Raw genomic sequence first — 13,272 nt, 5'->3', positions numbered from 1 at the left:
GTCGGTGCCCGGAGTCGATGCGATACTCGGACGTTCGCGGTAGTCTACGTGCGAATGGCCGCTTCTGGCGGCGGATTCAACCGGTCGATGCTGACCGACGAGGCAACCAGTTGAATCGGCAACCAAGAGCAGCCGCCGATTTTGCGGTCTTTACGCGTTCTTGGAGGGACTAAAGTTTGCGGTGTCGGAGCGACGGTCGCTTGCCGTCATCGTCGGTATGCAGTTACAGTCGAGTCCCATGTTTGAAGACCTACTAGACCTTCTAAAGAACGCCGGTGTCGATCCAGCCGCACAGCAAATCACTCTGATGCGCCACAAGGATAAGCGGTATCCCCTCGTGAAATATATCGGCACGCGCGCACTGAATCTGTATCAGGCGATGCAGCCCAGAGAGATGCCCGTGGGAAGCCTGCTCGTAGCGTTTTACGGCAATCGGCCCGGCCATGCCCTGCTTCTGGGCGTCTGGCGTGTCGACGGTGTGCTGTCGCCCGGCGAGGCGATTCGTCGGGGACTACTTGAGGGAAGCTTTGAGCCGTTGCACGAGAACTGGGGCGGCTACTACCACGATTTGCGCGAACTCGATCTGCTTGCCGATCTGCGTTTGAAGCTCGAAATCGAGTGGACCGGAAAGGAAGTGGCCTGGCGGCGTGTCCTGCGACCGGAGAAAACCCAGCGAGTACGCCGGACAACCAACTCACCAATCGAGCAAATTGCGCACGAGGCAAAGCCAGGCTCCTGCAGTCAATTTCCTATGCGGATGGGCCGCCGGTACAGCGTCACCGCACAGCTCGAATCGGCGGTGCCGTTCCAGGGACTCACTGGTGTCTCACTCGTTATGGCGGAACTGCGGATCGCACTGCGTGACGCAGCCTGGCAACAGGGGTTGGCTGGCGTGTCCGGAATCTATCTGATCACGGACGAGCGCGGCGGCCAACACTATGTGGGTTCGGCCTCCGGCGCACAAGGGGTGCTACAGCGTTGGAGCAACTATGCGACCACAGGACACGGAGGCAACAAGCTGCTTGCGCAGTTGCTCGCCGCTACGCCTGGACGCGAACTGGATCTCCGGTTCACGCTGCTCGAAGTGTTGCCGGCAGATACATCCCGCCAGGAGGTGATCCGGCGCGAATCGTATTGGAAAGTCGCGCTGGGTTCGCGCACATTCGGTCTGAATCTGAACTGATGCAATCAGCCGGAAACAGCCTCTACGGAACGCTGACCGCAGCGAGACGTGCACCCAAATGGCGTACTACTCTCTAATTTCAGGCGGCAAGCCCCACTCCGCGATGTCGCCCCGGAAGCGTTGCTGACCTCTGACCGTCAGCTTCGGGTAGGAATGCAGCCGCGCCAACGGCATGTTTCCCTGATAGCGCGACGACGACAGCTACTCGGATACGGGCAAGCGAACCGCGCGCACGGTCGTCAAATACGACGGCAAATCGTACGGGATCGACATGTTCAGTACCTTTTGGTATTCGCCCGAGGCGCTGAAGCGTTTCAAGTGAGGCCGCAAGCGGGTCACGCCAGGCCCGCCTACTCCGCCACCTTCGGCCCGATCGGATCTGCCGGCGGCGCCGGCATCCGCAACGCGTCGCCACGCATGCGTCGCGCCTCGCGCGCCGTATAGCGATCCTTCAACCGCAGGAACGGCTTCTCGACGAGGAAGTAGCTGGCCATCGCGGCCAGCAGCGCCCACACGATGCCGAGCGGGAACGCGTGCGGAACCGCCAGATCCGGGTTCGCGAACGGCTGCTGCCACAGATACAGGCTGAACGAGATCGAGCCGACGAACACGATCGGCGCGGCCCGCAGCCACCGCGCGCACCAGAACTCGCTGCGGAAATTCAGCACGACGATCACGATCGCGATCAGCGCGGCCTCGAGCGTCACGCCGTAGGTCGCATTCCAGAAGCCGCCGAGCCGATGTTCGGCAAGCGGCATCCCGAACAGCACGATGAAGACGAGCGCCGTCACGATGCGCGTCTCGCCGCGCCACGAGCCGATCCATGCTTCGAGCCGTTCGCGTTCGAGCGCCGCGTAGCAGCCGATCAGGATCGGATCGACGCCCGTATGCAGCATCATCCCGAGTTGCCCGCGCAGCGCCGGCGCGACGAAATACGTGAGCGCGCGCGCGAGCGGCACGGCCAGGATCAGCGCGGCCAGCCAGCGCGTGCCGCGACGGCGGGCGCCAAACACGAACAGCAGCGGCCAGAACCAGTAGAACTGCTCCTCGAGCGCGAGCGACCAGAAATGGCCGAGATACCACGCGCCGTCCGGATGCAGCACGTTGTCGCCGCTCAGCCCGAACCATGCCGAGTAATTCCACAGATGCAGCGCCGCATACAGCCACTGGCGGCGCCCGACGTCGAGCCAGCCGACGGCGGCGAGCACGCCGACAGTCGCGAGATACACGTAGCACGCCGGCCAGATCCGCAGCGCGCGGCGCACGTAGAACGACGTGAGCGCGATCCCGCCGGTGCGCGCGAACTCCGCGCGCAGCACGTTGGTGATCAGGAAGCCGCTGAGGACGAAGAAGATCAGCACGCCGAGCCGGCCGTCGGCGACCAGCCGCAGCGGCGCGAGCCAGCCGGTGTAGCCGCCCGGCAGCACGCGTTCCGCATGGCCGACGACGACCATCGTGACCGCGACGGCGCGCAACCCGGTCAGTTGCTTGACGCGATGGTTCATCGGTTCGTTTCCCGTTGGCACGGCGGAGGAACGGAATGAAGGTCGGCGCCCGCGATCGGTGCGCCGATATGCCGCCGGGATTTTGTCTGAAAAATATCCGAATGAAATTGCTCAAAAAATTCCGCCGAGCATGCCGGCCGCAATGCCGCGCCGTGCAACCGGCATCGCCATCGCACGCAGCGGCCGGAATGAATGGGCATAATGACAAGCCTTGCCCGGCGGCCGCCGGGCCGATGCCGACACAACGAATCTGCGGCGCCGCAATATCCGCGATACCGGCGCTGCCGTATTCCGATCGCCCACCGGCCCGTGCCTCGTCCGCCGCCCTGCCGACCCTCACCCGGAGCCTGCCTGTGTACCCACCGATCGAACCCTACGCCCACGGCCACCTCGACACCGGCGACGGCCACCGCATCTACTGGGAGCGCTGCGGCAACCCGTCCGGCAAGCCCGCGGTGTTCCTGCACGGCGGCCCGGGCGCGGGCTGCAGCCCCGACCATCGCCGCCTGTTCGATCCCGAGCGCTACGACATCCTGCTGTTCGACCAGCGCGGCTGCGGGCGCTCCACACCGCACGCGAGCCTCGACAACAACACGACCTGGGACCTGGTAGCCGACATCGAGCGGTTGCGCGAGATGGTCGGCGCGCAACAGTGGCTCGTGTTCGGCGGCTCATGGGGCAGCGCGCTCGCCCTCGCGTACGCGCAGACGCATCCGCAACGCGTCGGCGCACTCGTCGTGCGCGGCATCTTCACGATGCGCCGCGCGGAGTTGCTGTGGTACTACCAGGAAGGCGCGTCGTGGCTGTTCCCGGACCTGTGGGAAGAATTCCTCGCGCCGATTCCGCAAGCCGAGCGCGATGACCTGATGGCCGCGTACCATCGCCGGCTGACGGGCGACGACGAAGCCGCGAAGCTCGAAGCCGCGCGCGCATGGAGCCTCTGGGAAGGCCGCACGATCACGCTGCTGCCGGACCCGGCGCTGGCCGCGCACTTCGCGGACGGCCACTACGCGCTCGCGTTCGCGCGGATCGAAAACCACTACTTCGTGAATCGCGGGTTCGTCGAGGAGGGCCAGTTGCTGCGCGACGCGCATCGCCTCGCCGGGATTCCGGGCGTGATCGTGCAAGGCCGCTACGATATCGCGACGCCCGCACGCACCGCGTGGGATCTCGCGAAGGCATGGCCCGACGCGAGGTTCGAGATCGTGCCGGATGCCGGACACGCATACAACGAACCGGGCATCCTGAAGGCGCTGCTCGCGGCGACGGACCGGTTCGCGGCGTAAGCGCAAGCAACGCAGCACATACCGCGCAATACCACGCGGCGCGCGCCGCCCCGCTCAGAGCGCCGCTTCGACGATCGTGCGGCCGCTGATCGCCCGCTCGACGAGTCGTTCATCGCCAACCTTGCGGATCGCATCGTCGAGCAACCCTTCCGGCTCCTCGGTCGCGACCTTCAGCAGGCCCGACAGGCCACGCGCGTCGAGCACCACGAGCGTTTCCATCGAATCCGCACGGCTCACGAGCACGCGGCGGAACGCCGGGCCCGCGCCGAAGCTCGCGCAAAGCTCGATCGTCTCGTTGCCGAGCGTGTAGTCGAAGTTCTTGATCATGTCTGCCGCCGTTGCAAGGGAATGGCGACGCGCGACGGCGCGGCGCCGTGACGTCGACGCACCCGTGCGTGCCGCCGGCGCCGGATCGGGTCCGATCCGTTCGCCGGCAACACCATGCTAGGCGGGCAGTATTAACGACGACTTAAACGTCCGGCGGCCGGCGCGTCAGGCCTTAGAGCGCCTCATCGAGCGGCTCGACCGTCACACCGACCTTCAGCTCCTGATCCGCGCCGCCGCCGCGAATCACGCCGCGCAGCGGCGTCACGTCCGCGTAGTCGCGGCCGATCGACAGCATCACGTAATCGTCGCCCGGCGCGCGGTCGTTGGTCGGATCGAGCTGCAGCCAGCCGCCGTCTTCTGGCCACGCCGGGTCGTACACGTCGACCCATGCATGCGATGCGTCCGCACCGATCAGCCGCGGCTGCCCGGGCGGCGGCTGCGTCAACAGATACCCGCTCACGTAGCGCGCGGCGAGCCCGAGCGAGCGCAGCGCGCCGATCATCACGTGCGCGAAATCCTGGCAGACGCCCTTGCGCAACCGCAATGCATCGAGCGCCGTCGTCGTGATGTCGGTGCTGTTCGGCGTATACGCGAAGTCGGCGTGAATCCGCCGCATCAGGTCCCATGCGGCCTGCACGAGCGGCCGCTGCGGCGTGAAGCTGGCGGCCGCATACGCAGCCAGTTCGGGATCGCACGCCACGTGCGGCGACGCGAACACGAACTCGCTCGCCGCGTCGTACGGCTGCCCCGCGCGAAACCGCAGGCGGTCGCGCACGGCTTCCCATGCGGTTGCGTGCTCGGGGTCGGGATGCGCGATCGCGGGCGGCGGCGCGCCGCGTGCGCCCTGCGACCAGACGGGCGGGCTCACGCGCACCGTGCTGCGGCTGCGCACGAGCAGCGCATCGTGCGGCTGGTTCAGCGCGAACGATGCGCGCGCGTTGCCGAACGCGTCGATCTCGGTGCCGACCGTTTCCGGTCCGGGTTCGATGTCGAGCGCGAACGACAGCACCTGCTGGCGCGGCGTCGCGAGCGGCTGCAGCCGCGCCTGGTGCTGGGCCGATTCGACGCGCGCCGCGTAGCGATATTCGGTGTCGTGCGTGACGCGCAGGACACGACCGGCCGACGTGGCCGATGCATTCGAGGCCGCGGGCACGACCGCCGCCGCTGTCTGCTTCGCACTGCCGGGGGCGGCCGCGGGCGGCGTCTTCGCCGCGTGTTTCGGCGTCACCATAGCGTCCTGCCCGCCTCGCGAACGTGGCTGAAATACCGCTCGCCGATCCGGTTCGACAGATCCCACACGGCCTTCACGGTCGTGTCGAGCGCATCGAGCAGCGCGTCGTGCCGACCATCATCTCCGGTTTCACACAGTTCGTGCAGCGACCACGCGGGCACGTCCGGAATCGTCTCGGCCAGTTCGGACAGCGCATAGCCCTCGCTGCGCTCGACCTTCGTCAGCCGGCCGCGCAACGCCTGCACGACCCAGCCGAGCGAGCGCGGATTGTCGGTGTCGAGCACGACGAGCGACAGCAGCGGCGCGACGTCGAAGCCACGCTGGAAGCGCGATCGGAACGTGATCGTGCTGTCGAACAGCTCCAGCACGAGTTCGAAGCCGTCCTGCCGGTGCACCGCGCCTTCTTCGAACGCGAACTTCAGCACGCTGCACAGGAAGTCCAGCCGGTCGATCTGCCGCCCGATCGACAACAGCCGCCAGCCGTCGTCGCGCGTCATGTTGTCGGTCTGCGCGCCGGTGATCGCGCCGAGCAGCAGCCCGAGGCGCTCCAGCAACTGCAGCGCCTCGTTGCCGATCTGCTCCTCGGCTTCCGGATGATCGGCGCTGTCGGCGAACAGTTGCGTCGCGTCGTCGATCAGCCGCCACTGATCGCTCGACAGCCGTTCGCGGATCGCCGCAGCCGCGCCGCGCATCCCGAACAGGCAGGACGCGATGCCCGACGTGCGGTCCGCGCCGCGCGTCAGCGACGTCGCGAGCGCGTACTGGAACGCACGCGGCGCATCGACGGCGTTCGGCGCGTCGGGCGCGATCAGGCCGGTGTCGCGGCACAACGTGTCGATCAACTCGAGATGCGCGGGACTGTCGACGTCGTCCTCGCCGCGCAGCCGTTCGAGCGCGGCGCGCGCGAGACGCATCAGGTTGGTCGCGCGCTCGGTATAGCGGCCGAGCCAGAACAGGTTCTCCGCCGCGCGGCTCGCGATCGCGCGCGGACGCTCGACCAGATCGTCGGGACCGAGACGCGTCTGCAGCAGCGTCGTCGAATCGACGATGCCTTCGGTCATCACCCACGTATCGATCGTGCTGCCGCCGCGCGGCATCGGCGCGTTGAACAGCGTATCGCGCGTGCCGACCCGCGACAGTCCGCCCGGCAGCAGCCGCCAGCGCTGCGCGCCGTCGGCGAGCGCGAACACGCGCAGCAGCAGCGGCTTCGGCACGATGCGCGCGCCGCCGCTGCCGTCGGACGCGTCGTGCCCCGGCCAGGTCGGCGCCTGCGACAACGGCAGGTCGGCCTGCACCGTGTAATGCTCGGGCCGGGCCAGGATCCGCGCACGCCATTCGGCCAGCTGCGCCGGCGTGAGGCGCGCGCCGATCACCGGGTCGAACGCGCCGCCGGCCTGCACCTCGGGCGGATACGACGGCTTCACGATGCTGCGCGCAAGCTGCGGCAGCGCGTCGCCGCACGCGGCCGCCTCGCCGCACCACCACGAATGCACGGCCGGCAGCGTCAGCGTTTCGCCGAGCAGCGCTTCCGCGAGGCGCGGCATGAAGCCGAGCATGCCCGGCGACTCGAGGAAGCCCGAACCCGGTGCATTCGCGAGCAGCACGTTGCCCGCCCGCACGGCCTGCAGCAGGCCCGGCACGCCGAGCATCGAATCGGGACGCAGTTCGAGCGGATCGAGCCACGCGTCGTCGACGCGCCGCAGGATCCCGTGCACGGGTTCGAGCCCGCGCAGCGTCTTCAGGAAGACGCGGTTGTCGCGCGCGGTCAGGTCGCCGCCCTCGACGAGGGTGAGGCCGAGGTAGCGCGCGAGATACGCATGCTCGAAGTAGGTCGCGCTGTGCGGCCCGGGCGTCAGCAGCACGATCCGCGAATTCTTTCTGGCGGGACTGAGCGCCTGCATGCTCTGCAGCAGCGACCGGTACGCGGAAGCGAGCCGCTGCACGCGCAGCCCGCGGAAACCGCGCGGAAAGAGCCGCGACACGATCAGCCGGTTCTCGAGCAGATAGCCGAGGCCGGACGGGCCCTGCGTGTGCTGCGCGACGATCCGCCATTGGCCGTCGGGGCCGCGCGCGAGATCGAACGCGACGACGTGCAGCCACGTGTCGCCCGGCACGCGTGCGCCGCGCATCGCGCGCAGGTAGCCCGGGTGGCCGGTCACGAGCGCGGGCGGCAGCAGCCCGCGCTGCAGGATCGTCTGCGGTCCGTACAAATCGGCCATCGTCGCGTTCAGCAGCCGCACGCGCTGCAGCACGCCGCGCTCGATCGCGACCCAGTCCTCGGGCGTGACGATCAGCGGCAGCAGGTCGAGCGACCACGGGCCGGCCGCGCCGTCGCCCGCGCGTTGTTCGTGGAGCTGGTAGAACAGGCCGTTCTCGCGCATGCGGCGCTGCAGCGCGTCGGCGCGGCGGTCGAGGTCGGCCACGCCGTCGCTGCCGATCGACGTGAAGAAGCTGCGCCATGCGGGGGCGAGCAGCGGCGCGGTGAGGCCGGCGGCACTGCCGCGCAGTTCGTCGTAGCGGCCGGCCGCGGCCGGCGCCGCGAGCGCGGCGGCCAGTTCCGCGGCGTCCGGCTGCGCGCCGGTATCGAAAAGCGTGGGCATCGCGTCGGCGTCGGCGAGATCGTCGGGGTGAATGGGCGGCACGGTCGGTATCGTTCCGTCGTCAGGGGGCAGCGGTGCCCGCGCGCCGCCGCACCGTCGTCCGGGCACGGCAGACGCGGCGGGCGGCCGCAGTCTGCCCGCATCCTAGCACTCCTCCCGGCGCGCCGGGAGGTCGGAAACCGCGCATCGTCGTGCGTCCTTTCATCCGACGATCAGGGCCGTCGCAGGTCGAGCGTGAACGGGAATTCACGGCTCGGCGCGGCGGCCGCCACGTCCATCCGCCCCGGCGTGTGCCCCATCGCGACGAAACGCGCGAGCCGGCGGCTCTCGGCCTCGTACGCGTTGACCGGGAACGTCGCATAGTTGCGCCCGCCCGGGTGCGCGACGTGATACCGGCAGCCGCCCAGCGAGCGCTGCAGCCACGTATCGACGATGTCGAACGTGAGCGGCGCATGCACGCCGATGGTCGGATGCAGCGCCGACGGCGGCGCCCACGCCTTGTAGCGCACGCCCGCGACGTATTCGCCGACGGTGCCGGTCGGCTGTAGCGGCAGCGCGCGGCCGTTGACGGTCACGACGTGACGGTTGTCGTTCAGCCCGGTCACGCGCACTTCGAGCCGTTCGACCGACGAATCGACGTAGCGCACCGTGCCGCCGGGCGCGCCCTCCTCGCCCATCACGTGCCACGGCTCGAGCGCGCCGCGCAGCGACAGCTGCATCCCGTTCACCGCGATCTGGCCGAACAGCGGGAAGCGGAATTCGAAATGCGGCGCGAACCACGCGGAATCGAACGCGAAACCGGCGTCGCGCAGCTCGGCCAGCACGTCGTCGAAATCCATCTTCAGGAACGCGGGCAGCATGAAGCGATCGTGCAGCGCGGTGCCCCAGCGCGTGAGCGGCGTCGTATACGGCGCGGCCCAGAAGCGCGCGACCAGCGCGCGCAGCAGCAGTTGCTGCACGATGCTCATCCGCGCATGCGGCGGCATCTCGAACGCGCGCAGTTCGAGCAGGCCGAGCCGCCCGGTCGACGAATCCGGCGAATACAGCTTGTCGATGCAGAATTCGCTGCGGTGCGTGTTGCCGGTCACGTCGATCAGCAGGTTGCGCAGCACGCGGTCGACGAGCCACGGCGGCATGTCCTGCCCGTACAGCAGCTTGTTGCGCTGGATTTCCGCGAATGCGATGTCGAGCTCGTAGACCTGGTCGTTGCGCGCCTCGTCGACGCGCGGCGCCTGGCTCGTCGGACCGATGAACAGCCCCGAGAACAGGTACGACAGCGACGGATGGTTGTGCCAGTAGGCGATCAGGCTCGCGAGCAGGTCCGGGCGGCGCAGGAACGGGCTGTCGGCAGGCGTCGCGCCGCCGAGCACGAAGTGGTTGCCGCCGCCCGTGCCGACGTGCCGGCCGTCGACCATGAACTTCTCGCTGGACAGCCGCGACTGCCACGCGGCGTCGTACAGGAATTCGGTCTGGCCGACGAGTTCGTCGAAGCTCTTCGCCGGATGGATGTTCACCTCGATCACGCCGGGATCGGGCGTGACCTGCAGCAGCTTGAGCCGCGCATCGCGCGGCGGCGGATAGCCTTCGAGCACGAGCTTCACGCCGAGGGCCTGCGCGGTCAGCTCGATCGCCGCGAGCAGGTCGAGATAATCCTCGAGCGCGGCGAGCGGCGGCATGAACAGGTACAGGATGCCGTTGCGCACTTCTGCGCACATCGCGGTACGCGTGATCCACGCGGCCGATTCGAAGCGCTCGGGGTGGCGCTGCGGGTCCTGCGCGGCATGCGCGTGCCGGTCGCCGGCGGCGCTGCCGTCGCTGCGCAACTGCATGACCGTTTGCGCGGACGCTTCGCGATGCACGCCGGCCAGGTAACGCGGCGCGTCGGCCGCACCCGCATGACGCGCACGGAACGCGGCCGCGTCCGGCAGCGCGTCGCGCGGCGCGAACGGATCGCGTTCGACCAGGTACGGATAGTCGGCGCCGGCGACCCACGGCAGCGAATCGAGCGGCAGCCGATAGCCCATCGGCGAATCGCCGGGCACGAGGTACATCCGTTCGTCGCGGAAGAACCACGGGCCGGTCTGCCAGCGCGGACCGTCGAGACCCGGCGCGTCGTCCGTGCGCTTGATCGGCAGCACGTAGCCGACCACGCTGTCGAGATGCTGGTCGAACACCTTGCGCAACCGCGCGCGCTCGAGTTCGTCGTCGAGGCGCGAGTCGAACGGATCGACGTTGACGGGCAGCCGGCGCTCGCGCCACAGGTAGTACCAGACATCCTCGTAGCCGGGCCGCACGAATTCGTCGGTCAGTCCGAGGCGCGCGGCCAGCGCGTCGATGAAGCGCTTCGCGTCCTCGGTCGTGCACGCGGACGGCTCGCGCTCGTCGGCGAACAGCGACGGGTCGTGCCACACGGGCTGGCCGTCGGTGCGCCAGAAGATCGACAGCGCCCAGCGCGGCAGCTGCTCGCCCGGATACCACTTGCCCTGCCCGAAATGCAGGAAACCGCCTTCGCCGTATTCGGCGCGCAGCCGCTGCACGAGTTCGGTCGCATAGCCGCGCTTGGTCGGGCCGAGCGCATCGGTGTTCCATTCGGCGCCGTCGCGATCGTCGATCGACACGAAGGTCGGCTCGCCGCCCTGCGTCAGCCGCACGTCGCCGGCCGTCAGCGCGCCGTCGACCTGCGCGCCGAGCGTGCGCACGGCGTCCCATTGCTGCTCGGTATACGGCTTCGTCACGCGCGGCGATTCGTACACGCGCGTCACCACCATCTCGTGCTCGAACGACACTTCGCATTCGTCGATCAGCCCCTCCACCGGCGCGGCGCTGGTCGGCTGCGGCGTGCACGCGAGCGGGATGTGCCCTTCGCCGGCGAGCAGGCCCGAGGTCGGATCGAAGCCGATCCAGCCCGCGCCCGGCAGGTAGACCTCGCACCACGCGTGCAGGTCGGTGAAGTCGACCGACGTGCCGCTCGGGCCGTCGAGCGCCTTCACGTCGGGCGTGAGCTGGATCAGGTAGCCGGACACGAAACGCGCGGCGATGCCGAGATGCCGGCACAGCTGCACGAGCAGCCACGCGCTGTCGCGGCACGACCCGGACGCGAGTTCGAGCGTCTGCTCGGGCGTCTGCACGCCCGGCTCCATCCGCACCAGATAGCCGATGTCGTGCTGCAGCTGCTGGTTCAGCGCGACGAGGAAGTTCACGGTGCCGGCCGGCGTGCGGTCGACGCCGTCGAGATACGCGCGGAACAGCGGCGCCGCGCTCGTCTGCGGATCGCAAGCGAGGTACGGCGCGAGTTCGGTCTTCAGCGCATCGTCATAGCTGAACGGGTATTGCTCCGCGCTGGCTTCCAGGAAGAAGTCGAACGGGTTGTACACCGACATCTCGGCAACCAGGTCGATCGTGATCTCGAAGTGTTCGGTGCGCTCCGGAAACACGAGCCGCGCGAGATAGTTCGAGAACGGGTCCTGCTGCCAGTTGATGAAGTGCTGCGCGGGCTCGACGGTCATCGAATACGCGACGATCGGCGTCCGGCAGTGCGGCGCGGGCCGCAGCCGCACGATCTGCGGCCCGAGGTTGACGGGCCGGTCGTAGCGGTAGCGGGTGGTGTGATGCAGCGCGACGTGAATGGGCATGGGAGAGCCGCTCGGTTCGGGTTGGACCGGCCGCGCGCGCCGCGTCGCCGTCGCTGCGGCGGCACGGCACGGCGGGTTCGGAGAAGGTATGCGTCAGACCAGTTCGGGCGACTGCACGACGCTGATCTCGATGCCGACGGCGCTCGCGCCAATCCCCGTCACCGGTTGCGCGTCGCGATAGTCGAGGCCCACGGCGATGCGCACGTAGCGCTCGTCCGGGCAGCGGTTCATGAACGGATCGAAGCCGACCCAGCCGAGCCCTTCGACGTACGCCTCGGCCCACGCGTGACCGGCCGGCTGCTGCATCAGCGCGACGGCCTGCGGCTGCGCGCCGAGTGCCGCCTGCGGCAAGCCCTGCGACTGTGCGGCATGCGATGCGCCGAGCACCTGCTGCATGCCGTCGCCCGTCTGCAGCGCGAGCGCTTCCTCGGCATCCTCGTCGCTCGCGCTCTGCTTCGCGTCGGCGATGCGCTGCATCGCGCTGTCGGCGAGCACGTAGCCCGAGATGTAGCGCGCGGGCACCTTCAGCGCGCGAGCGGCCGCGATGAACGCGTGCGCATGGTCGCGGCTGGTGCCCTCGCCGCTTTGCAGCGCGGTTTCGGCATCGACCGGCGCGTCGGCCAGGTTCGGCGCGTATGCGATGCGGTCGTGCACTTCCGTCATCAGCCAGTGCAGCGCATCGAGGCTGTGCGGCTCGATCGGCAGCGCCTGCGTGAGCTCGCGCACGGTGTCGCCGGCTTTCGTGAGCGCGGTCTCGCGCTCGAAGATCCACGGCGGCGCATAGCCCTCGGGGTGGCCGAGAATGCCCGCGCGGTCCTGCGTCTCGACGACGCCGGCCGCGACCACGACGACCTCGTTCTTCGCGCCGCGGTCGTGGCGCACGAGGTCGATCCGGTTGCCGAATCCGTCCGCATAGGAAAGCGTCGGCTCGACGCCGTCGATCGTGACCTGCCACGCGCGCACCGTCTGCCCGGGCCCCGATTGCGGGCGCAGCCGCAGCCGTTGCAGCGCATGGGTGGCTTGATCGTCGAACTGATAACGCGAGATGTGTCGGATGGCGAGTCGCATGGCAAGTCTCAGTCGAAGTTGTAGGCCTGGGCGATATCGATCCCCAGGCTGTTGTTGCGGCCGATGAAGTCGGTCAGGAACTCGTGCAGGCCGCTCTTGAAGATCCGCTCGACCGAGGTGTCGGACAGCATCTGCAGAATCTTCGTGGCCGTGTCGTGACACGGGTGTGTCACGCCGTAATCCTTCGCGAGCAGGTTCAGGCTCGACACCACGCGCCCGTAGCAATAGCGCAGCGAGCGCGGCATGCGGCCGTTCAGGATCAGGTAGTCGGCGATGTTCATCGGCTTGTACTGCACGTCGTACACCCAGCGATACGACCGGTGAGCGGCCACGCAGCGCAGGATCGTCTCCCACTGGTAGTTGTCGAGGATCGTGCCCACGTGCGACACCGACGGCAGCAGCAGGTGGTATTTCACGTCGAGGATCCGCGCGGTGTTGTC

General features: G+C 68.6%; 9 protein-coding genes and 1 pseudogene. 3 read left to right on the top strand and 7 right to left on the bottom strand.

What is annotated here, in order from left to right:
- Positions 1-238 precede the first annotated feature (238 nt).
- Positions 239-1,183, top strand: a complete 945-nt coding sequence (locus tag DID99_RS00050; protein ID WP_124519686.1) for a GIY-YIG nuclease family protein — start codon at positions 239-241, stop codon at positions 1,181-1,183.
- 187 nt (positions 1,184-1,370) lie between these two features.
- A pseudogene (locus tag DID99_RS37700) lies at positions 1,371-1,505 on the top strand (multidrug ABC transporter ATPase); the annotation flags it as partial.
- A gap of 28 nt (positions 1,506-1,533) precedes the next feature.
- Here DID99_RS37700 and DID99_RS00040 read toward each other — a convergent pair.
- Entirely contained in the window at positions 1,534-2,688 is a 1,155-nt protein-coding gene (locus DID99_RS00040; protein ID WP_124665757.1) for an acyltransferase, read from the bottom strand.
- Positions 2,689-3,041: 353 nt separating this feature from the next.
- Between DID99_RS00040 and pip the strand changes: the two genes are divergently transcribed.
- A complete protein-coding gene (gene pip / locus DID99_RS00035) occupies positions 3,042-3,974 on the top strand; it encodes a prolyl aminopeptidase (protein WP_124485045.1) in 933 nt (310 codons plus the stop codon).
- 54 nt (positions 3,975-4,028) lie between these two features.
- Here pip and DID99_RS00030 read toward each other — a convergent pair whose 3' ends face one another.
- From DID99_RS00030 to DID99_RS00005, 6 genes are all read right to left on the bottom strand, one after another.
- Complete coding sequence (locus tag DID99_RS00030; protein ID WP_124485046.1) at positions 4,029-4,301, bottom strand: hypothetical protein; 273 nt, start codon at positions 4,299-4,301, stop codon at positions 4,029-4,031.
- 172 nt (positions 4,302-4,473) lie between these two features.
- Entirely contained in the window at positions 4,474-5,532 is a 1,059-nt protein-coding gene (locus DID99_RS00025) for a transglutaminase family protein (protein ID WP_124485047.1), read from the bottom strand.
- Entirely contained in the window at positions 5,526-8,132 is a 2,607-nt protein-coding gene (locus DID99_RS00020; protein ID WP_124665977.1) for a circularly permuted type 2 ATP-grasp protein, read from the bottom strand. The genes DID99_RS00025 and DID99_RS00020 overlap by 7 nt, the downstream gene beginning before the upstream one ends.
- A 212-nt stretch (positions 8,133-8,344) precedes the next feature.
- Positions 8,345-11,764, bottom strand: a complete 3,420-nt coding sequence (locus DID99_RS00015; RefSeq protein ID WP_124665756.1) for a DUF2126 domain-containing protein — start codon at positions 11,762-11,764, stop codon at positions 8,345-8,347.
- A gap of 93 nt (positions 11,765-11,857) precedes the next feature.
- Positions 11,858-12,832: a transglutaminase family protein gene (locus tag DID99_RS00010; RefSeq protein WP_124485049.1), complete on the bottom strand. Its 975-nt coding sequence runs from the start codon at positions 12,830-12,832 to the stop codon at positions 11,858-11,860.
- Positions 12,833-12,840: 8 nt separating this feature from the next.
- A partial coding sequence (locus DID99_RS00005) for an alpha-E domain-containing protein (protein WP_148092714.1) occupies positions 12,841-13,272 on the bottom strand: 432 nt, incomplete at its 5' end.

The sequence above is a fragment of the Burkholderia sp. Bp8986 genome (assembly GCF_003854225.1).
Lineage (GTDB): Bacteria > Pseudomonadota > Gammaproteobacteria > Burkholderiales > Burkholderiaceae > Burkholderia.
This window is presented reverse-complemented; position numbering and strand designations above follow the sequence as displayed.